The organism is Paenibacillus macquariensis (assembly GCF_900156375.1).
Taxonomy (GTDB): Bacteria; Bacillota; Bacilli; order Paenibacillales; family Paenibacillaceae; genus Paenibacillus_AQ; species Paenibacillus_AQ macquariensis.
This window is the reverse complement of the sequence record NZ_FTNK01000012.1, coordinates 120,746-142,410: the sequence shown is the minus strand read 5'-3', so window position 1 is coordinate 142,410 and position 21,665 is coordinate 120,746. Positions and strand designations below refer to the sequence as shown.

Sequence of the window (21,665 nt, the reverse complement as noted above, 5' to 3'; positions counted from 1 at the left end):
ATTAACGAACGTTCGTCAGTCAGTTTATCAAATTTATTTGTGTTATACAAATGTAAATTGCTCACAGTCTTTATGATCTAGAGGTTATTATTTACTCCGGCCCCCCTTTTAATGTATAGAACAGAAGCTCTCTTGTGATGAAAATGTAATAGATAAGAATCACAGGCTGTCCTCGATCAAATGTGATCTGGGGTAGCCGGTTTGTTGTTCATTCTGCCTGTGTCCATAGGACGATGTTGGATGGGGATGAAATGCTGGACCTTGCTGTCGTACATTGTGGATCTTGTATTTTTAACAAAATATAAAAATAAGACAATCGAATCATGAATTTGTATCATTTTTCGAAAAAAAGTTAATGTGAAAGCGCAAAAAATCATGCTTCTATTATCTCGTTTCATGTTTTTGAAGGAAGTAGAATGTTTGTAAGAGGTTCTTCGAAAGTGAATTGAAAGGGATTTCAATAAATAACAATGGATGGCCGGTTTACCCAGCTATATCAAGGCTTATTTGCCGATTTCTCTGCGAAAGTTGAGTTATTATAGATTACCTTATTTAGTATTATATCGAATAGATATCGACTGGCGTACGCTCAAATGATTCAAAAGACTATTTTCTTAGAAATGAGAGACTTGATTACGGCGAATGAAATATACCATCCCTGACATATCTTTTTACCACTTCATACTATATGGATAAAGTAGGATTCCGAATCCTACTTTTGGTAATAATAATGTTATACAAATTTGACTGGTTTTTAATAATATCAAGTCATCTTTATCTCATCTTTACATCGTTATGATATTATTTCGAAAGTATTAACATTTTTGAGACTATGAGGGAGATATATGCAAAAAACAGTATTAATTGTAGAAGATGAAGATATTTTACGCGAAATAGTGAAAGATTATTTATTGAATGAAGGATATGAAATACTAGAGGCAGTAAATGGAAATGAAGCTTTGGACATTTTTGAAGAATATGAAGTGCATTTAATTATTTTAGATATTATGTTACCGGAGTTAGATGGATGGTCTGTTTGTAGACGAATTCGAAAATCATCTGATGTACCTATTATTATGTTGACAGCTCGTGCGGATGAAGATGATACGTTACTTGGTTTTGAATTGGGGGCTGATGATTATGTTACAAAACCGTACAGTCCGCCCATCCTATTGGCAAGAGTTAAACGATTAATTGATAGTCGGTATTCTTCAACAGGTAATTTATCTAGTCTAGATACCTTAGTCATTAGTGGTATCCATGTCCATTTCCCTTCACGAACCGTGACAGTAGATGGAGAAAGTATAAGTTTGACACATACGGAATTTGAAATATTAACTTATATGATGCGAAATTCAGGGATTATTATTACGAGAGAACAATTAATCATTAAAATTTGGGGTTATGAATTTGCTGGTGATGATCGCACAGTCAATAGTCATATCCGGAATTTGCGTCATAAATTAGGTGACAAAGCAGATAGTATTGTCACTGTTATTCGAGTAGGTTATAAATTCGAGGACAAAGCATGAAATGTGGAATTGTATCAAAATTATTCTTGATGACAACATTGTTATGTGTGCTTATTTTAGCAACTATTTTTATTGGACAAACCATATTTTTTAAGCAATATTATGCAAATAAAAAAGTGAATGATATTAAAACGAGTATTCAATCCTTTGAAAAAGAATACTTAAAGGCTGAAGAAGATGGACCAACCATTCAAAAGCTAGAGCAGGATTTTTACCAAGAAAATACAACGTGGATTACAATATTGGACAGTGCAGGAAATATTAAGTATGCAAATGATTTTTCTATAGAAGTTCATTTAGTCCCTTCACGAAATAAGAATTCCTCTAATCGTGTAATTAACATCCCATTGTATAGCCTGATTGGTTTAGAAGATATTGAAAGGCTAAAATTTAATCTTGAACAGGGATCGTTAATTGTGATTGATGGAATAGAAAAGGATGATAAAGTTGTTCCTGTTATTTTAACAAGAGAAAATGGACAATTTACATTAGAAAATAAACTGATATCAGATAAGCTATATGGCAAAAAAGCCACAATAGAACCTTCTCTAAAAGATAGTTTGCAAATTTATTTTAGAGGACAAATTAAGAATCTACAATTACCAGTAGGATCCGTAAGTTCAAATATATATTCAAATCGTATTCTTATAGAAAGAATAAAACAATTTCAAGTAAATCTATTGTTAAATGAGAATTATAATAGTGAGTCTGAAATGATGGACTATAAGGAAAATGATATTAATTATAAAGTATTTATTAAACCAATAAAAGATACGACTGGCGAAACAACATATATTTTTGCCATGACATCGTTACAACCAGTTGATGAAGCCGTACAAATGTTAAAAGGTTATTATGTATATTTAATTATATTTGTACTGCTACTTGTTGTACTGGCATCCTTTTATTATTCAAAAAAGATTGCTAAACCATTGTTACAAATAAACGATACGACAAGCAAGATTGCAAACTTGGATTTTTCAGAGACAATACCTATTACATCAAAAGATGAGATTGGTACGCTATCACATAATATCAATACACTCTCTGCTACATTGCATAAGCATATTGATCAATTGCAACAAGATATAGAAAAAGAAAAGCGATTAGAACATACACGTAAAGAGTTTATTTCCGGGGTTTCGCATGAATTAAAGACACCTTTAAGTATTATGAAGGGTTGCATCTCAATTTTGGAAGATGGTGTTGCCGGTAATAAAAAAGATTATTATTTTAAAGCAATGGCAAAAGAAGTAGATAAAATGGATATGCTAATTGTTGATATGCTGGAATTGGCAAAGTTTGAATCTGGCACGTATAAAATGAAAATGGATGTCTTCTATATTGACCAGATCATCGAATACTTATGTGAGCAATTAGCTATAGACATAACGAACAAGCAATTACATGTTCATAAACAACTTTCTGCTATTAAGATCGTTGCAAATCAACATCGGATTGAACAAGTTATGACGAATTTTATTACCAATGCGATTCGTTACACGCCGGAAAATGAAAGTATTATCATTTCCACAATAGAAGAAAATGAGCGTGTAAAAGTATGTGTAGAAAATAAAGGGGCTCATATCAAGCAGGAGCATTTGGGGAAAATATGGGACCGTTTTTATCGTGGAGATATGTCTCGTCGACGTTCGCAAGGTGGAACAGGATTAGGGCTTGCTATTTCAAAGAATATTTTAGAGCTGCATGGTGTGCAGTATGGTGTTTTGAATACTGAGGATGGAGTAATGTTTTTCTTCTATCTAAACAAAGAGCGGTAGGTATTCTATTAAGAAATTTTTTCACTACCTAAACCTAAAAGCTAAATTGCAGCTGTTCGTTCAAGGACCTTTACCAAAAGGTATTGAACGGACAGCTTTTTTCGTTTGGAATGCTCAGAAATCATATTCATTTTAGTGACAACACCTTTTTAATTCTTTAAATGATATCGATCTCATCTTCATCTCATCTTTATCTCTCTCCATTAATCTGTTTAAAGTAATAGAAAACTTATTGATGGAGGTATATTATTATGACAAAAAAACTATTCTTAGGTGTGTTTATTGGCGTCATTGCAATATTTGCTGCAGCTTGCGGAAGCGGAAGCAAACAGAGCGATAACCAGACAGGTCCTGTTGATGCGGAGGACCCGTATAAATCTTTTTATCATCACAGCGTTTTTTAGGAGATTCACTTTTATTAGGTTTATCTGATGTGTTAGTGGACTCCAATGTTATTGCTAATGCAGGTGCCACAGCCCTATTCGCTATTGAAGAAGTAGATAAAATTGCGAATAAAAAACCTGAACATGTATATATCATGTTGGGGTCAGATGACTTGTTGATGCCTGTAGATAATCCAAAGAAAGATTACCTGGAAAACTACGCTAAATTGATAAAAAAGATAAAGGAAAAAATGCCGAAAGCAAAGATACATGTAACATCGGTTACCCCAGTGACTAAAGAAGCAATGGAGAGAGAACCACGGTATAAAAATATCCCGGATTATAACGAGGGACTTGAAAAATTGGCAGTAACAGAGAAGATTGATTACATCGATTTATCCTCTATATTTGAAGAACAGCAGAATCTGTATAGTAAGGACGGGATACATTTTGAGGAAAACTTTTATCCTCTTTTCCTGGACCATATTAAAGAGCATATTGACTCTTCAGATAACATTGACGGAGTGATGGAGTAAAAATGAAAGCGATCATCAATGAAACCAAGAAAAACCGTTATATGCCCGGGTTAGATGGGATAAGAGCGTTCGCTGTATTTGCAGTGATCGCCTACCATCTCAATTTCGAATGGGCTTCTGGAGGATTTTTAGGCGTAACCATATTTTTTGTCTTATCTGGATATCTAATTACGGATCTACTTATTAGGGAATGGGGGAATACTGGACGGATTAATTTGCGTAATTTTTGGATCAAGCGTGCCAGACGTTTGCTGCCAGGACAAATCCTTGTATTAATAGTGGTAGTCTGCTGGATGGCTCTGTTTAATTTTCCCCAATTGGCTGACCTATGGGGTGATTTGCTAGCTTCGCTTTTTTACGTTACGAATTGGTGGTTCATTTTTAACGATGTTGGCTATTTTTCCAATTTTGGACAACCTACACCTCTATTACATTACTGGTCTCTGGCTGTCGAGGAGCAGTTTTATCTGGTTTGGCCAGTTTTGCTCTTGCTGGGACTCCGTTTTGTTCGCAAACGCAGGCTTCTTATTGGGTTCATCCTCATTGGTGCATTGGTTTCTGCACTTGTAATGGCTTTTCTCTATCAACCGGGGTTAATGGACACAAGCAGGGTTTATTATGGGACAGACACCCGTGCGTTTGCCTTGCTGATTGGCGCATTACTTGCGGTATATTTACCTAGCCAAATGTTTGAGGGGAAGATTGCTGATAACAAATGTCTGCGTATTTCATTGGATATCATCGGGACAATTGGTTTTGCCATTCTATATTGGATGATATGGCAGACCAATCAGTATGCGGCTTTTCTCTACCGCGGCGGAATGGTCCTTCAATGTATTGTTGCAGCTACAGTAATAGCCGCAGCGATTCACCCATCCACCTGGATCAGTAAAATTTTAGGCGGCAAGCTACTGCGCTGGTTTGGTGTTCGTTCATATGCAATTTATCTATGGCATTACCCTATCTTAGTCTTTTTCTTCCCTGGGGCGGGAGGGGGAAATTCCATCGTTCACATTCTCATACAAATTGGTATGACTCTCCTATTCGCTTCGATTTCCTGGCGATTTATCGAGCAACCTATCCGTTATGGAACAGCAGGAAGCATGTGGAGCAAGATCCGCCCTACCAAAAATGCAACAAGTTCTACCGTTAACAAATAATAACGAGATGCTTGTTATCTGAAATCCGTTCGTCCAATGGCCGTTATACCACGGTATTGGGTGAACGGATTATTAATTGTGGTGGAAAAACTTCGCACTTTAGGGGGGGGGAGACCCCATTGTATTATTCTTTAAATGATATCGATGTCATCTTCATCGCATCTTTATCTCTCTCCATTAACCTTTAAACAGTACAAAAATGCTGTGAAAGAAGGTAGAAACATGAAAAAAACTATACTGTCAATTACATTACTTTTATTCTCAATTCTAATATTATTGGCTTATGGTGGGGATTTCAGGGATGAAAACAATAACGTAAATTATGAAAATGAAAAAGATCGTAATACAGCTTTTAAGGTTGTCATTGATCCAGGACATGGCGGTACAGATGGCGGGGCGACAGGTGCTAGTGGCCAATATGAAAAGGATTTTGCTTTAGGTGTGTCAAAAAAGGTGGAAAAACTTTTGGAACAGGAACCTGGAATACAAGTATTTATGACTAGAACAGATGATAGTTTTATTTCTTCAGAAAGCAGGTACAGACCTAGATATGCCAATGAACTGAATGCAGATTTATTTTTATCTATTCACGGTAATACTGTTACCGATCCGGACGTTACAGGTACGGAAACTTATTTTTATCACAAGAATAGCCGGCGCCTTGCTAAGATCATACAGAAACATGTGGTTGAGGCAACCGGATATAGAGATAGAGGAATCAAGGAGCAAAACCTGTTTGTCGTAAAGGATACAGAAATGCCAGCCGCTTTGATAGAAGTAGGTTATCTGACTAATCCTCATGACGAGTTCCAAATGTGGACTGATGATTTTCAAGATAATGTTGCTACTTCGATTGTAGAGGGGATTAAAGAATACAAAGAGGATTCGAAAAAAACAAGATATTTTTCAATGAATCTTTTAGGGTCTCTATCCAAAAATAATCCAGAATGAAGGGGCATTTCACTTTCATTTTATCCAATCTTTGGGTTGAATCAAATCAATCTATCAACAAATATAAAAACGTAATAGAATAGAGATCTTTACATGAAAAAGTTTAACTTATTTATTTTCCTTGCTTGTTTGGTTATTACTTCTGGCTGTCAAAGTGATCTTGTCCATGATAAGGTGGGGGAAAATTCTACCGAGTAATTGACGACGGCATGGGTATGCGGCAGTAACGTATTACAGAGATTTTGAATGCTTCTAGCGAAAGCGAGACCGGATTTGGCATACGAAATATCCATCAGCGCGTACAACTTCAATATGGAGAGGAATACGGTGTGTCTATATTTAGCCGGAAGGGCGTGGGCACTACTGTTAATATACGGATTCCAGCAAGGAAACGCAGGCTGTTTGTAGAGGATGACCAAGCGTCCTGAATGGAGGAGCACGGCGTTTGAATCTACTGCTAAAAGTCCTCACCCGAGTAAGCATCGTCAGCCATTTGAACAAAGAACCTATGTCCCCTGACATAGGTTCTTTGTCATGCATGAAGTTCCTTCATACGACTCTTTGTAATTAACTTTTCACTCGCTTGCGATCACGATACTGCTTAGGAGTGACGCCGGCATGCTTTTTAAACGACTTAATGAAGTGAGTTTGGTCGTAATAGTTCAAACGAGTAGCGATGGTAGAGACAGATTCACTTGTGAAATCCAGGAGCTTCTTAGCTTCCTCCACCTTCTCTTGATGGATAAAGTTGGTGATCGTGAGCCCCGTTTCCTTTTTGAATAGGGAAGATAAATACGTACCTGTAAGTCCAGTCAGTTGAGCAAGCTCTAAAATTGGAATCGCCTCATACAAATGATTGAAAATGTATTCTCGGCACTGCGCGATCGGCTTAGATACGTTACCTTTTCTGTTTTCGCTCACGCGATCCGCAATATCTAAGAATGCATCTATCATCGCGGTTTCAACTGAGCGAACATCCATCAGATCCTCAATATGTTGGATATAAGTATCGCTTAATCGGTACGCAAGTTCAGTATAAAGTCCGCCCTCCATACCCGCTCGAACGGCTACTGCAATCGCGCATATGGCAATATTTTTTCGGCTTCTCAAATGACTTCGTTTGGAGAGCGTGCCTGCGTCCTCCATGGAACCCATTACGAACATCTTTTTAAGCGCTGATTTATCACCGTTCTTAATATGCCGTAATAAAATTTGTTCAACTTCTGGACTCGTGTGAAGACCAGAAAACTCCTTCATATTCGACATCGATAGTTCGATAGCTTCCTCTGACAAAAAACGTTGCTTGATCCTAAAATTATGCTCAAGAACATCTGTCAGTTCTAGCGTCTCTCGATTAACAACCCGATGTGTCATAACTCCAATGTGAAATAATCTATGTTTTGAAATCAGGGGGAGACTTCTTAAATGATCGGCCCAAATAGGATGTAACTTACTAGGAATCTGACTGTCATTCATGAGATTTCTAATCGTTTCTTCAGTTGGAACATTGTCGATAGACGGACCTATGATGATTGTACCTATACGCTTATCATCTGAATACACAGGCTGTACGATAAACTGTTCCTGAAACTCAGTGGTCTGAATAATTGGAAAAGGTTTATCCCAGGTCCGGGTAATTAACTGCTGCAAGTATTCAGGATTTTGTAAGGCGGAAAATGGAATTTGAGCATTGGTTTCTAAATAGTCATGTCCGCTTGGTTCATCCTCACTCATCCAAAAGACAGGTAGCTGCAAGCTTTCATGAATTAATTGTGCTAAAAAGGGGGGATTATTTTCCATGATATCTCCTATGAAATTTACTTTTTTTCGAATAATCTTACCATATTTCTATCTTTTAGGTCATCTATAATGAGTTAGCAGCAAGATGAAAACGTTTCATAATAAAATAAGGGGGATTAAAAATGAATCGTGACATAAAGAATATTGTTTCACAAATGACTTTGGAAGAAAAAGCGGGCATGTGTTCTGGGTTGGATGTCTGGCATTTAAAAGGGGTGGAGAGATTGGGCATCCCGTCTATTATGGTGGCCAATGGCTCTAATGGCCTGCACAAACAAACGGCTTCATCCGAAAGCGCTAACATGAATAGTGGCATTCCCTCCACGTGCTTTCCAACCGCGGCGGGACTAGCCAGTACTTGGAACCGCGAATTGATTCGTGAGGTAGGTACTGCACTTGGTGAAGTATGCCAAGCTGAAAATATCGCCGTGTTGCTAGGGCCTGGTGCCAACATTAAACGTTCTCCACTCGGTGGACGCAACTTTGAATACTTTTCCGAAGACCCTTACTTATCTTCTGAAATTGCTGCAAGTCATATCCAAGGCGTGCAAAGTCAAGGTGTCGGTACTTCACTCAAGCATTTTGCAGTGAATAATCAAGAATATCACCGTATGACATATGATGCAGTCATCGACGAACGTACACTGCGCGAAATCTATTTGGCCAGCTTTGAAGGCGCGGTTAAAAAAGGACAGCCTTGGACGCTAATGACCGCTTACAACAAAATTAACGGAAGTTACGCCTCACAAAATGATCATTTACTGGGCGATGTATTGCGCAATGAGTGGGGATATGAAGGCTTAGTTGTATCCGACTGGGGCGCTGTCGATCAAATCGTAGATTCATTAGCTGGCGGTCTTGAGCTTGAAATGCCTGGAAACGGTGATATCAGCGAGAAGAAAATCATTCATGCTGTGAAGAATCAAAAGTTGTCCGTAGAGGTACTAGATATCGCTGTAGAACGGATGCTGCAACGTGTCTTCATGCACTTAGACAATAAGAAGGAAAATGCTACATTTGATCAAGACGAGCACCATCAGCTGGCACGTAAGGTAGCCAGTGAAAGCATCGTACTTCTGAAAAATACAGATAATGTACTCCCTTTGGAGAAAAGCAGCAAAGTGGCGATCATCGGTGCTCTTGCTCAGAAGCCCAAATTCCAAGGTGGTGGCAGCGCTTTTGTTGTTCCTACGCGCGTTGATATTCCCCTTGATGAAATTAACCAACTTGCAACCAGTGAAGATTTGATCACCTATGCACCTGGGTACACTTTGGATTCAGAAGACGTGGACAACAGCTTGATGGAGGAAGCTATACTGGCAGCCCAAGTAGCTGACGTAACCGTGATTTTCGCAGGATTACCCGATGGCTTTGAAACTGAACTCGCCGATCGAGCACACTTGCTACTGCCGTATAATCAACAACAGCTGATTGAAGCTATTGCGGCTGTACAGAGCAAGGTCGTTGTCGTTCTAATGAACGGAGCCGCTCTAGAAATGCCTTGGGCCACTTCTGTGAGCAGTATTGTTGAAGCTTATTTGGGTGGACAAGCAGTAGGAGGTGCCATTGCTGATGTACTGTTCGGTGAAGTCAATCCAAGCGGCAAGCTAGCTGAGACATTCCCGATGAAGCTTGCGCATAACCCATCTTTCCTTAACTTCCCTGGCGAAGGCAATCGCGTGGAATATAAAGAAGGCATTTTCGTTGGATATCGCTATTATGATACGAAAAAAATCGAGCCTCTTTTCCCATTCGGACATGGGCTTAGCTATACGACATTCGAATATTCCAATCTTACAATGAGCCGCACTGAGCTATCTGATACGGATACCGTGGATGTACAAGTGACGATCTCAAACACTGGCAGCCGCGCTGGTAAGGAAACCGTTCAGCTTTACGTGAAAGACATCGAAAGTTCAGTGGTAAGACCTGACAAGGAGCTAAAGGATTTCGCCAAAGTAGAGCTCAAGCCGGGTGAACATACAACCATTTCCTTTACACTTCATAAACGTGCCTTCGCTTATTACAACGTTGCTTTGAAAGATTGGCATGTCGAGAGTGGGAGTTTTGAAATTATGATCGGCGGATCATCTAGTACGATCGCTTTGGGAGCTACGATTCTCGTGAATTCTACAGTTTCTCTCCGCCAAACCTACGATCGCAACTCTCTGCTAGGTGAACTTATGACCAATCCCGTTGCTGCACCTATTCTGCAAGCACTTACACAGAACTTCCAAGCCTCCATGGGGATTGCAGAAGGAGACGAGAAAACCGCCAAAATGATGCAAGCCGCGCTGACTGGCATGCCACTTCGCAATTTAGTTACGTTTAGCCAAGGCGGATTTACAGATGGAATGGTTGAACAGCTACTCATCCAATTGAACGAACAAAACTAATCATACAAGTGAGGACACCACTATGGAACAGACTAAAATCAAATTTTCAGAGAAGCTTGGCTATGGCGTTGGTGATATGGCAAGTAATCTCATCTGGACGTCGGCTGCGACTTTCCTGACCTTCTTTTATACCGATATCGTAGGCTTCTCTGCTGCTGCCGTGGGTACGTTGTTGTTGATTGCCCGTTTCTTCGATGCATTCGTGGATATCGGTGTCGGTGTGTTAGTTGATAAAACCAGAAGCAAGCATGGCAAGGCTCGTCCCTGGTTGCTTTGGCTAGCCATTCCATTCGGCATCTCCGGTGTCTTGCTGTTCTCAGCTCCAGATTTAGGTCCAACTGGCTCGCTTATTTACGCTTATGTGACCTATCTCCTCATCAATATTATTTACTCAGGTGCCAACGTTCCTTACGGTGTGTTGAACTCACTGATTACACAAGATCCTTACGAGCGATCTTTACTTAACATTTTCCGTATGGTCATGGCTATCTTTGGCGCTGTTGCTGTCTCCACCTTGACAGTTCCCATTGTGAATGGGTTCGGCGGTGGCAAACACGGGTGGACGATGACCTTCATGATTTATGGTGTACTTGCAGCTGTACTGTTCTTGATTACTTTCCGCACGACGAAAGAGCGAGTTAAGCCTTCTATTGTCCAAAATGTTGTTCCGCTTCGTCGATCTTTGAAGGCGCTCTTCCGCAACAAATATTGGGCATTGCTAGTCACCTTCATGATGTTAAGCTTCATTATGTCGTCCGTTAACACTGCGGTTAATATTTATTATGCACAGTATATTTTGGAAGATGTTAATCTAATGTCCGTACTCAGCATCATTTCTTTCATCCCGATGTTAATTGGCCTGCTGCTTATTGCTCCGATTATTAAAAAGTTCGGTAAGCGTAATTCTGCCATAATCGGGTTAGTTATCACGATTGTGGGAGCTTTGATTACGATGATCGATCCTACAAATCTCACAATCGTCATCATTGCTTCTGTGACCAAATCACTTGGCGGCGTGCCATTAGCAGCGACGATGTTCGCCATGCTGGCAGACACCGTTGAATATGGAGAATGGAAAACAGGCATGCGTACAGAAGGTCTCGTATACAGCGCAGGCAGCTTCGGCTCTAAGGCAGGCAGCGGGCTCGGCGCAGCGATAGTCGGTTGGATGCTTGCATTCGGAGGTTATGTTGGTGGTCAAGAGCATATCAGCGAGTCAGCGCGTTCCTCGATCCTCTTCATGTACATTTACTTGCCGATCATCATTAGTGCGCTTATGGTGGTTATTCTCTACTTCTATAAATTAGATAAGCAGTTCCCGCAAATTGTGAAAGAATTAGAAGAAGCGAAGAACATGTAGTTTACACAAAAAAAGAAGGGGGGTTATCAACATGAAAGCAATGAAAATTACGATGCTGACGGATGGGTTTCCAGTACTTTTCGCCAAGCAGCTTAGTCAAGCAGCCGCTGCTTACACATCTGAAATTCGTATCATCTGGGAAGAGCGCAACATTATTTCGGATGTCAAAAGCATTCTAGGGCTTATGGCGCTTGAGACAAAAAAGGGAACGATATTAACCCTCACCATGGATGGCTCGGACGAAGAACAAGCGATTGAAATTGGGAAGTTATTCGAATAATATTGGGTATTGCAGTGCCTGACAATAAATATAATTAAAAGGCAATCTTGACCTGTAAGAAAAGGTCGAGATTGCCTTTTTATGTTGGAAACAAAGTTCGAACATTAGCGGTTTGTAAACTCAGTTACATAATATTATGATTTCTTCTGAGGAAAAAAAGTATAGTCGAACACAAATTCCTTCTCAGTTAAACGATATTGCTCGAGTGTGTAGGGACCACAGCTTCCAGAGCCGACGCCTGTCATCGCATAGTCAATGTTCCAGACGGTGCAGCCACTTCTTTGAAGTTCAAAATGATGTTTTGTGGCAGCCAGTTCTTCTCGGGTATACTCCGAGGCGCAGAAGCTGAAAGGTTTTGTGCTGTATGCCCTAAGTGTTGTATTCGCATTCGAGAGTGTACATTCTGCTGTGCCATAGTGCGACCCGTTCTCTTGCGGATAAATATAGTTTTCAAAAAGCTCCGGCACTGCTGCATGAAACATACTTTTATAACATCCAGCGTGTTTATCGCTGTAGCTCTCTTGTGGCCCATATCCGAAATAGGTGCAATTTTGAAAATCCTCGGTTAGAAAATAGCGCATGCCAAAACGCGGAAGATAATCCAGATCCTTACGCACTGATACATGCATTGACGCTTCTATGGCTCCGCTACCATGCACTTTATAAACAGCTTGAATATTACAGAAAGGAGTAGCACGATCTGCTACAAGTGATAGAGGGCAGGTAATGGTAACAGAAGTATTCGATTGTTCTACCGATGTTTCGTAAGTATAAGCATGAGCTGCATCCAGTCGAAGGCTGTTCCAGGAATGTTGACCGTAAGAGGCAATTCCAGCCTCACCCATATCGTTATCCGTAGGGGCGCGGTAAATATCAAACTCAGCTGGTCTGGCAAAACACTCGATCCCATTAATCACACACGAATCAAAAGTACCGAGTTTAGCTTTAAAATGATAGGAAAATGCTTCTCCACACACTAGCCATCCGGTTTTGGTTTGCTCAGCCGTTACGGCAGAGTGCGATTCAGGCAAGGACACATTCATATCTTCTGTGGAAAGATCAAATTGATCAAATCCCAAAGATGTTCCGACCGGGATCAGCGGATGGGCTGCTTTTTGCAGATATTCAAATTTCAGATAGATACGCGAACCATCTATATAAGGCAGTGAAATCGGCAATTGTGCCTTCGAATGCGGAGCAAGACTGAAATCGGTAATGCTGCCTTCTGCTATTTTGGTGCCGTTCTGTTCTAGTGTCCAGACAATGGAAAGAGCATCGGAAAGGTCTGCAAAGTCCAGTTTGTTGTCAGCCCAGAAAGTGTTAGCGTCTCTTGTAACATGAACAGGACGGGCACAGTTTTTCAGCTCCAATAGCCCTGTGTGCGGCGTTCGGTCAGGATAAACCAGTCCGTCTACACAGAAGTTCCCATCGTGCAGCACTTCTCCAAAGTCTCCACCATAAAGATACTGCGCGTTACCATTAGCATCATATTGTAGAATGGCATGATCACACCATTCCCACACAAAGCCGCCGGCAAAACCGTCATAACGATAGAACAACTCATAGTATTCGGATAGACTGCCAGGGCCATTGCCCATTGCATGGGCAAACTCGCATAAAATCAATGGCTTTTTGTTTTCCTGAGCCAGCTTTTCTGTATATTCAAGATCAGGGTACATATAGCTTTCAACATCCATAATATCAAAATTGAATTTTCCCTCATCCTCAGGCATAAAGTTCTTGGATTCATAATGAAGCAGACGTGAGCTGTCTAGCTTCCGCACAGCATCAACAGCAGCTATCGTATTGATACCTAATCCACTCTCGTTGCCAAGTGACCAGATTACAACACAAGGGCGGTTGATGTCACGAGTGACTAGACGCTGCACACGGTCCACAATAGCCGTTTGAAACTGCTGATCGTGATGGACAAGCGCATACCAGTCATTATCGCGTAAACCATGGCTCGACCATGCGCCATGTGATTCCATATCACCTTCATCAATGACATAAAAGCCGAATTCGTCACACAGATGATAGAATTCCGGCGCATTCGGATAATGCGAAGTGCGAATGGCGTTGATGTTATGCTGCTTCATCAACTGCAAATCCATTACCATTTGCTCGCGCGAAGCTACATAACCGGTATCGGGGTAGCTATCATGGCGGTTCACGCCTTTTAGCTTGATAGGTTGCTCGTTGACAAGCAACACGTTACCTCGAGTAGCTATCGTGCGAATTCCGATTGTGTCTACAATTCGCTCCTGTAAGGTATCAAGAACCATCTGATATAAATACGGCTGCTCGGCATTCCAATGCACTGGATTTTCTATAGTCAGGCTAAGCGTGTCGTCGCATGTTTCGCCCTGTGCCACGGCCCTGCCCTCGGCGTCCAGGACTTTGACGGATTTAACAAGCGCCGTGCCGAAATCATCAAACTTGAATGATACCGTGGCACTTTCTTGTTGTATAGACGGTTGCACAACATAATGGCGTACATGTTGTTGCGGGCGTCTCAATACATAAACATCTCGGAAAATACCCGACATGCGGAATTTATCCTGCGCTTCCAGATAAGTTCCATCACACCATTTCAGAACCGCGACAGCAATTTGATTCTCTCCATCTTGTAAGAATGAGGTAATATCATATTCCGCCGTAGAATGTGATACCTGACTGTATCCTACAAATACACCGTTGAGAAATACATAATGACAGGAATCCACACCTTCAAAATTCAAATAAAATCGCGTTTTCTCCGTAAGCTCTACCGAGAAGGTCCGCTTATAAACACCGCACGGATTTTCTTTGGGTACAAAGGGAGGGTTGAACGGAATTGGATAATCTATGTTGACATACTGGTGGTTGTCGTATCCATACATTTGCCAGTTGGATGGAACCGGGAGGACGTTGTCCGGAGTACTTTCCAGAGAAGCTTCGGAAAAGGAAGGAAAGTACGCAAACTGCCAGCTTCCGTTTAAGAGCAATACACGTTCATTGTATTCTTTGGAAGAGGTGTCATCGCCGGGTGAACAAGGTATGTAATAAGAACGGTCTGGCATCGTGTTCATGCGAACGATATTCAAATCTTGGTGATAATTGTAATTCATAATAATTCTCCCTTACCGTTTGATTTATAAAGTGACAGGCGTGAAAAAGTATAATGATTGTTTTAAATAGCGCATAGCGGTTTCCTTACTTTATTCGTATATGAAAATAGAAATCCGGTGTATTATATAAAGCAATACACCGGATTTCATAGAGGAGTGCGAAATTATTTGCTTGCTCTCCAGGCGTCATATTGAGCCTGCTTTTCTTTGATGATGTCATCCACGCCAGCAGCTTTCAGGCGCTTGAGGAATTCTGGCAATACTTTCTCAGGATCTACAGAACCGGAGCTGAGTGCCGGAACCATTTCGGTTGTAACTGCGGTGCAGTTTGCTAACTGAGTTTTTACAGGTGTCGAATCGAACACGAAGCCCGTTACTGGTGAGATTTCTGCTGTTTTGTCCGTTTCATAGACAAGTTTTTGGAGCTCTTTTGAGGTCTCGCCATCTTTGTTCTTGTCATATATAGAACGGTTGAAAGTTGGGCTATAAGATTGACCGATCTGCCATTCGTTCCAGTTGAAACTGTATTTGCCTTCAATCTGTGTATACGCGCCTTTTTCATTAAAGTTGTAGTCAACGCCTTCTTCACCGAGCGTGATGAGTTTGTAAAGGTCATCGTTGGTGTTAAGCAGCTCGATAAGTTCCAACGATTTTTCAATGTTCTTCGATTCGGAATTAATTGAAATTGCCGAATTGGCACCAGCACCTGCCGGTATCATCGTACGAGTAGTGGATACGGAGACAGCAGGGGCTTTATCCTTTGAGCTCATTGACATGGCGAGGTTTTGCCCAGGAACGTCGATACTGTCCGGCCAACCGTAAGTTTTCTCAGCGACAAATTTAGCCGCTTTACGGTCAGGAGACGTATCTTTTACAGTTGCACCATCCTTGCGAACATAACCTTTGATGAACCAATCGCGCATAATTTTAGTGAATTTCGCAAAATCTTCTGTTTCATACTGGTTGATGACTTTGTCTGGGTTATCAAGGTTAATCCAGCCAGGAAGGGTCTGATCACCTACGGATTCCATATTCCAGTAGAGCGGGTCATTTGCAAACAAGCTGTAAGGAGAGCTGGTTTCAAAACCGATCATTTCAGGATGTTTTTTGAGCGCATCGCCAAGGAAAGGTCCAATCATTTCAAGTGCTTCTATGGTTGGTTTGCCTTTTATAGCCTCCCAGTTAAAGCCCGATTCTTCTGCAAGGTCTTTGCGGAAATTAAAGCCGTTGCGCTTGGAAGTGCCCCACTGCTGATAGTTAACGACTCCATAGATACGGTCTTTAACTTTAACGCCATCCCATAGGCCTGCAGGGATACGGGAATAAGTTTCAGGCGCATATTTAGGTAGAAGGTCCGTTAGGTCAGCATAAGCCCCTTTGGTAGCGTTTTCAAGGAAGTTAATGCCACCCCAACTAGCTGTGAATCCTAGATCCCAGTCATCGCCGGAATTGATCATCAGATTCATTTTGTCAGCATATGTACTGCTGTCTACCAGAATCAGATTCAGTTTTGCGTGAATGTCTTTGGCAATGATTTCGTTCGCTTTCTTCATGACACGGTCAAAATCATTGACAGGGCTGTTCATCATGTAGAAGTTGAGATCAACCAACTTCTCATCAGCCGGAGCTGGAGCCGGAGCTTTAGTTGGAGCAGGATCGTTAGTAGAGCTTGCGTCTTTCGGTCCGCATCCACTCAGCAGTATGCTAAACAGCATCGTTGCGGACAACAGAGTCAAAGATAATTTTTTCATAGTAGTTCCCCCTGATATTTATTTAATTCTCCGGGTGTGTTACCCGGTAAAATTACTCTTTTACAGCACCTATTGTCAAGCCTTTTTCAAAGTACTTTTGCAGTAATGGATACAGCAAAATAATAGGGCCGATGGCGAGTACGCAAGTTGCCATGCGCGCGCCTTCACTAGGTAGCATTCCAATTGCAGCCTCCATTGACCGTGAAGCTTGTGAGTTCGACTGCAAATATCCAATGTTGTTCATCAAAGATTGCAGCAGATATTGTAGGGGGCGCAGTTTTTGTGATTCAATGTACAATGATGCGGTCATCCAATCATTCCAGTAGCCAATGGATACAAACAAACCGATGGTTGCCAACGATGGTTTAGAAAGCGGAAGTACAATCCGGAAAAAAGTATGGATTTCACCCGAGCCATCGATACGCGCTGACTCAATTAATGACTCTGGAATCGTACGGAAGAAATTTTTCATAATCAGTATGTTTACCGCCGACACCAGACCGACGACAATCAGCACCCAGATGGTATCCTTCAGATGTAAAATTCGCGTCATCAAAATATACGAAGGAACAAGACCACCGTTAAACAGAACCGGAAGATACACAAAGAATGAGAGCGCCTTGCGATGAGTTACTTCAGGCCGTGTCAGTGAATACGCCAGCATGGAAGTAAACAGCAAATGTAAAAGTGTGCCAACAACTGTCACAAAGACCGTAACCGCATATGCATTCAGAATAGAGCCTGCTCCATTAAATACATACTTGTAAGCATTCAAACTGAACTCTTTGGGCCAGAGGCGATATCCATCGAGCATCAGCGATCGTTCGTCCGTAAATGATATGGATACAACTAACAGCAGCGGAAGTATGCATGCTAGACTCATGGCAATGAACATAAGATGAATCACTAATTTTGAAAAATGTAGTTTTCTATAAAGCATGTAGTTACCTCCCAATTTGAAACGGCTTTAAGTCTTTTTTTCAAAGACAGCATTCCGTTTCTGCAGACCGATCAGAAAGTGCAATTTTCATCCTTTCGGATCGTTAAAATAGTGAGCTATCGGGATCCCTCTTTTTAATGATGTAATTCGAGATCAACACTAGGAAGAAACCAACTACCGCTTGATATAAACCAATTGCCGACGACATGCCGTAGTCATTGACTTTTTTCAGAGAGCGGAATACAAGTGTGTCGATAACGTCTGTTGTTGAGTAAAGAGCACCCGCATCATTTGGAAGCGTGTAGAATCCGTTCCAGTCACCCAAACCGCCGTTGAACAATTTCCCAACCCACAGCAGTGAAAGAACAATGATGGTCGGTTGCAAAAGCGGCAATGTAATATGTTTAACACGTTGCCACTTCGATGCACCGTCCAGTTGCGCAGCTTCATAGTAGTCGGTGTTAATCCCGGCAATCGCCGCCACATACAGCACTGAAAAGTAACCGACGTTCTTCCATAGATAAGCTATCGGTAAGATGTATCGCCAGTAAGAAGGCTCACTGTACCAGTAAATGGCCTCTCCGCCGTTATCTGTAATCACACTGTTGACAATACCACGGTCAACACTCAACAGGCTGAAGAGAATGAACTGGATGACAATCCATGAGAGGAAGGTCGGTAGCAAAATCGATCCCTTATAGGTAGCAGATACAAATTTGTTTTTTACTTCATTTAATAAAATAGCTAGTGCCAATGCGCAAAGCGTAACGGAAACTACTTGTATTAAATTGTAAAAAAGTGTATTGAAGGTAACACTTTTAGCTATGTCTGATTTGAAGAAAAACTCAAAGTTTTTGAATAGCGGGTCCTTCCATGGACTTCCGAAAATACCATCGCGTGCATTGTAATCTTTGAAGGCAATGATAACGCCGACCATCGGAAAGTAAGATAAGATCGCAATTAAAATTAATCCTGGTGCCATCAATAAATAGAAAGGCATTTGACGGCGTGCGCTACGCAATCTCTTGCGAGGCTTAACCTTACGATTCGGAATTGCATTTGTAATCGTCTTCATTGTTTCACCCCCTTTCTTTTCATCATTTGTATGTCTGCTATCACTGTAGCTAAGAGTGGGGGGGGGGACAACAAATAAATATGTTGTTATATTTGTTTTTCAACACTGTGCATCTCTAAAAAATAACAATTTCTACAAAGTGTTATAAATCATTGAGGTATAATTAATTTATCATTATATAATTATCAAAATAATACATAGAAAACCTAGGGGGTCGCAATGAAGCTTTCAAATAAAACAAGGAAAGGCAGTACGAGCTTTCTTCGCAAATCTTTTTTCTCTTTTTTGATTATCTCGATCATCGTCACTGTTTTACTTACGAGTTCTTTGACGTTTACTTATTTGCACAATACGAATTCATTGATTAGCCGATATAATGAAAAACTGATTGCCCAGTCTAATTATAGTATTACCTATCTTGACGAGACCGCAAAAAAATTAGGCAATGCACTGTACAGTGACAAGTACATCATCGAATTTTTAAATTTGAAGGAAACGGATGAGTTTGTGGAACTTTGGGCAAGTAGGGTCATAGACAATCACTTTCTGACACTGCAAGATATCGACAGTGTGTATCTTTACAATGCGGGGATGGATTTGTTTTATTCCTCACGAAGCGGAGAAAGACGATCGGCATCTGCATTTTCAGATCAGGATATTGCAAAGATATTAACTGACAAAAATTTTGTGGCCGATTATCTTGGTCGCCCCATTGTGGCATCTGTTGATGAAGCGACACAATCGGCAAATGTGTGTTCATATATATTATTTGAACCAGGGACGACGGCGTCTGGTTTAAAAAATGCTATCGTTGTCAACATCCGAACGGAAGCGCTTACTAAATCTATCCGAGCGATTAACAGTAGTGATTCAGTTCCTGACACATCTTTTTTAGTGGTTGACTCCAACGGTTCTATTTTAAGCATGGCCCTCTCACCGGATTTTGCCCATGACATGAGTGAAGTTCGGACATTAGGCCGGAAAGCGCAGGAACTGGACGGTATCGTGAATCAGGTGCAAAAAATTGGCGGAATCAGTTATCTTGTTTCGAGCAGTAAAAGTAATGCAAATAACTGGTACATCATGGGCGTTACACCCGTCAAAAAAATTTTCAAGGATGTAATCACCGAATCAATCGTGTCGGGGGGGATCGGAGTAGCTGTATTTATTGTTTGCGCGGTCATTTGCCTATTCTTGGCACGCAGACTGAACAATCCTATTCAAGCCATTACGAAATTCATAAATGGGGAAGCTCCTGAAAAAAGCGATCCACTCGTGTCTGACACAGCAGAATTTCAAGTTATTCTTTCGGTATTTGAATCGATGAAGGAGCAAAATTTACAACTTGATACAATCATGCGCGAAACCGGCTATGCTGTTAAACAAGATTTACTGAATTCTCTGTTAAATGAAAGATCAACGTATTCGATGAATACCATTCTGAACAAGCTTCATGATCTGGACTTGAATTATATCGTCTCAAATCAGCTGTGTATGTGTCTGTTCAAAATAGATAATTACAGTGTATTTATGTCAGGAAATAGTCAAGAAGAGCGGTTGGCATTGCGTTATGCCATTGTGAATATTGCAGCAGAAGTAGCGGAGGAAATTCCATGTGAAATATTCAGTTGTGATTCTGATAAATTTGTAGTGTTAGTTGATTGTGCAGAAGTAACGCAATTTAAGTTAGTGCAGGAAAAAATAGAGGAATATTTACGCGAAGTACAAGTTAAAACGCAACAATTTATTCATATATCTTTATCTATGACGTACAGCACCTTGTTTAAGGGAATGGAACATTTGCCTAGCATGTATAACAATTTGAAGGGTTCAATTCAACTCAAGATTCGGTATGGACATGGATGCATTATTTCTCCTTATATGATGGATGAAATCAATATGGATGATTTCCATGTACCTGTGAAGAAGGAAGAACAGTTAATCGAAAAAGTACTTGAAGGAGATATTGAAGGTGCTATTGTCATATATCAATCTATCAATAACAAGTTGTATACATGTTCTTATAATGAAATCATATCGTGCATTATACATTTGATTTATTGTATTTACTCCGGTGTATTTAGCAAAATGCCTGCCATAAAGGATAATCAAGATCTATTCCTGCAGGATCTGTTGCACAATCTGCATGATGCAGAAGTGAACACAGATATCGATGATGTTATGAATACCTTTTTGACAAAGCTCTGCAGTAAGGTAATGTTGTTTAAAAACACGTCAAACAGTAACGATTATTTAATTCAGCGCATTATCGGAATTGTAGAACAGGAATATTCCAATACTGGCTTATGTTTAAGTTCAATTGCTGAAAAGTTGCGTATGTCTCCGAATTATGTAGGTCGATTGTTTAAAACGTCAAACGGTCAGTCGATTGCACAATACATCTTTGATTTTCGCATGCAAAAGCTTGATGATAATATGCACAATTCCCAGCTGCCTTTGTCAGCGATTATAGAGATGGTTGGTCTTGAAAGAAATAATTATTTTTACACTCGATTCAAGAAGCATTTTGGTAAGTCTCTCAGCGAATACAGGCTACAGTTGGGACAGGATTCGAATGATGATGATTAAATATGTGTTTAGTCCTCTTCT

At 40.6% G+C, this 21,665-nt stretch carries 15 protein-coding genes; 10 read left to right on the top strand and 5 right to left on the bottom strand.

The window, feature by feature from the left end:
• The first annotated feature begins 845 nt into the window (after window positions 1–845).
• The 6 genes from BW961_RS19985 to BW961_RS19965 all read left to right on the top strand — a co-directional run bounded on the left by BW961_RS19985 (window position 846) and on the right by BW961_RS19965 (window position 6,343).
• Window positions 846–1,532 carry a response regulator transcription factor gene (locus tag BW961_RS19985; RefSeq protein ID WP_068586316.1) on the top strand — a complete coding sequence of 229 codons (687 nt, stop codon included), beginning with the start codon at window positions 846–848 and terminating at the stop codon, window positions 1,530–1,532.
• Window positions 1,529–3,313, top strand: a complete 1,785-nt coding sequence (locus BW961_RS19980; RefSeq protein ID WP_068586319.1) for a sensor histidine kinase — start codon at window positions 1,529–1,531, stop codon at window positions 3,311–3,313. The genes BW961_RS19985 and BW961_RS19980 overlap by 4 nt, the downstream gene beginning before the upstream one ends.
• Window positions 3,314–3,564: 251 nt before the next feature.
• Window positions 3,565–3,717 carry a hypothetical protein gene (locus tag BW961_RS31290; protein ID WP_244556007.1) on the top strand — a complete coding sequence of 51 codons (153 nt, stop codon included), beginning with the start codon at window positions 3,565–3,567 and terminating at the stop codon, window positions 3,715–3,717.
• 29 nt (window positions 3,718–3,746) lie between these two features.
• Complete coding sequence (locus BW961_RS19975; protein WP_244556006.1) at window positions 3,747–4,232, top strand: GDSL-type esterase/lipase family protein; 486 nt, start codon at window positions 3,747–3,749, stop codon at window positions 4,230–4,232.
• 2 nt (window positions 4,233–4,234) lie between these two features.
• On the top strand, window positions 4,235–5,392 hold the full coding sequence (locus BW961_RS19970) for an acyltransferase family protein (protein ID WP_068586322.1): 1,158 nt from the start codon (window positions 4,235–4,237) through the stop codon (window positions 5,390–5,392).
• 222 nt (window positions 5,393–5,614) lie between these two features.
• Window positions 5,615–6,343: an N-acetylmuramoyl-L-alanine amidase family protein gene (locus tag BW961_RS19965; RefSeq protein ID WP_082867510.1), complete on the top strand. Its 729-nt coding sequence runs from the start codon at window positions 5,615–5,617 to the stop codon at window positions 6,341–6,343.
• A 567-nt stretch (window positions 6,344–6,910) separates the two neighbouring features.
• Here BW961_RS19965 and BW961_RS19960 read toward each other — a convergent pair.
• Complete coding sequence (locus tag BW961_RS19960; protein ID WP_068586325.1) at window positions 6,911–8,143, bottom strand: helix-turn-helix domain-containing protein; 1,233 nt, start codon at window positions 8,141–8,143, stop codon at window positions 6,911–6,913.
• A gap of 122 nt (window positions 8,144–8,265) precedes the next feature.
• Here BW961_RS19960 and BW961_RS19955 point away from each other — a divergent pair, with 122 nt between their 5' ends.
• From BW961_RS19955 to BW961_RS19945, 3 genes are read left to right on the top strand one after another with little or no spacing between them, the layout of a single operon-like run.
• Window positions 8,266–10,539 carry a glycoside hydrolase family 3 C-terminal domain-containing protein gene (locus BW961_RS19955; protein WP_068586328.1) on the top strand — a complete coding sequence of 758 codons (2,274 nt, stop codon included), beginning with the start codon at window positions 8,266–8,268 and terminating at the stop codon, window positions 10,537–10,539.
• A gap of 22 nt (window positions 10,540–10,561) precedes the next feature.
• A complete protein-coding gene (locus BW961_RS19950; protein WP_068586333.1) occupies window positions 10,562–11,899 on the top strand; it encodes an MFS transporter in 1,338 nt (445 codons plus the stop codon).
• A 31-nt stretch (window positions 11,900–11,930) separates the two neighbouring features.
• Window positions 11,931–12,179, top strand: coding sequence for an HPr family phosphocarrier protein (locus tag BW961_RS19945; protein WP_068586335.1), 249 nt, complete (start codon window positions 11,931–11,933; stop codon window positions 12,177–12,179).
• A gap of 134 nt (window positions 12,180–12,313) precedes the next feature.
• Here the strand turns inward: BW961_RS19945 and BW961_RS19940 are convergent, their stop codons facing one another.
• From BW961_RS19940 to BW961_RS19925, 4 genes are all read right to left on the bottom strand, one after another.
• Window positions 12,314–15,289, bottom strand: coding sequence for a glycoside hydrolase family 2 TIM barrel-domain containing protein (locus BW961_RS19940; RefSeq protein WP_082867498.1), 2,976 nt, complete (start codon window positions 15,287–15,289; stop codon window positions 12,314–12,316).
• Between the two features lie 164 nt (window positions 15,290–15,453).
• Window positions 15,454–17,040 carry an ABC transporter substrate-binding protein gene (locus BW961_RS19935; protein WP_068586340.1) on the bottom strand — a complete coding sequence of 529 codons (1,587 nt, stop codon included), beginning with the start codon at window positions 17,038–17,040 and terminating at the stop codon, window positions 15,454–15,456.
• Window positions 17,041–17,092: 52 nt separating this feature from the next.
• The gene (locus BW961_RS19930) at window positions 17,093–17,980 is read right to left on the bottom strand and encodes a carbohydrate ABC transporter permease (RefSeq protein WP_068586344.1); all 888 of its coding nucleotides are present in this window, start codon (window positions 17,978–17,980) and stop codon (window positions 17,093–17,095) included.
• A gap of 103 nt (window positions 17,981–18,083) precedes the next feature.
• Window positions 18,084–19,055: an ABC transporter permease gene (locus BW961_RS19925; RefSeq protein ID WP_068586347.1), complete on the bottom strand. Its 972-nt coding sequence runs from the start codon at window positions 19,053–19,055 to the stop codon at window positions 18,084–18,086.
• A 219-nt stretch (window positions 19,056–19,274) separates the two neighbouring features.
• Between BW961_RS19925 and BW961_RS19920 the strand changes: the two genes are divergently transcribed.
• Complete coding sequence (locus tag BW961_RS19920) at window positions 19,275–21,644, top strand: AraC family transcriptional regulator (RefSeq protein WP_068586350.1); 2,370 nt, start codon at window positions 19,275–19,277, stop codon at window positions 21,642–21,644.
• The last annotated feature ends 21 nt before the right edge of the window (window positions 21,645–21,665 follow it).

Bases quoted from the DNA above. Each gene is read 5' to 3' on its own strand.
- BW961_RS19920 (WP_068586350.1), top strand. From the start codon at position 19,275: ATGAAGCTTTCAAATAAAACAAGGAAAGGCAGTACGAGCTTTCTTCGC.
- BW961_RS19945 (WP_068586335.1), top strand. From the start codon at position 11,931: ATGAAAGCAATGAAAATTACGATGCTGACGGATGGGTTTCCAGTACTT.
- BW961_RS19980 (WP_068586319.1), top strand. From the start codon at position 1,529: ATGAAATGTGGAATTGTATCAAAATTATTCTTGATGACAACATTGTTA.
- BW961_RS19960 (WP_068586325.1), bottom strand. From the start codon at position 8,143: ATGGAAAATAATCCCCCCTTTTTAGCACAATTAATTCATGAAAGCTTG.
- BW961_RS19925 (WP_068586347.1), bottom strand. From the start codon at position 19,055: ATGAAGACGATTACAAATGCAATTCCGAATCGTAAGGTTAAGCCTCGC.
- BW961_RS19950 (WP_068586333.1), top strand. From the start codon at position 10,562: ATGGAACAGACTAAAATCAAATTTTCAGAGAAGCTTGGCTATGGCGTT.
- BW961_RS19930 (WP_068586344.1), bottom strand. From the start codon at position 17,980: ATGCTTTATAGAAAACTACATTTTTCAAAATTAGTGATTCATCTTATG.
- BW961_RS19940 (WP_082867498.1), bottom strand. From the start codon at position 15,289: ATGAATTACAATTATCACCAAGATTTGAATATCGTTCGCATGAACACG.
- BW961_RS19985 (WP_068586316.1), top strand. From the start codon at position 846: ATGCAAAAAACAGTATTAATTGTAGAAGATGAAGATATTTTACGCGAA.
- BW961_RS19965 (WP_082867510.1), top strand. From the start codon at position 5,615: ATGAAAAAAACTATACTGTCAATTACATTACTTTTATTCTCAATTCTA.
- BW961_RS19955 (WP_068586328.1), top strand. From the start codon at position 8,266: ATGAATCGTGACATAAAGAATATTGTTTCACAAATGACTTTGGAAGAA.
- BW961_RS31290 (WP_244556007.1), top strand. From the start codon at position 3,565: ATGACAAAAAAACTATTCTTAGGTGTGTTTATTGGCGTCATTGCAATA.
- BW961_RS19935 (WP_068586340.1), bottom strand. From the start codon at position 17,040: ATGAAAAAATTATCTTTGACTCTGTTGTCCGCAACGATGCTGTTTAGC.
- BW961_RS19970 (WP_068586322.1), top strand. From the start codon at position 4,235: ATGAAAGCGATCATCAATGAAACCAAGAAAAACCGTTATATGCCCGGG.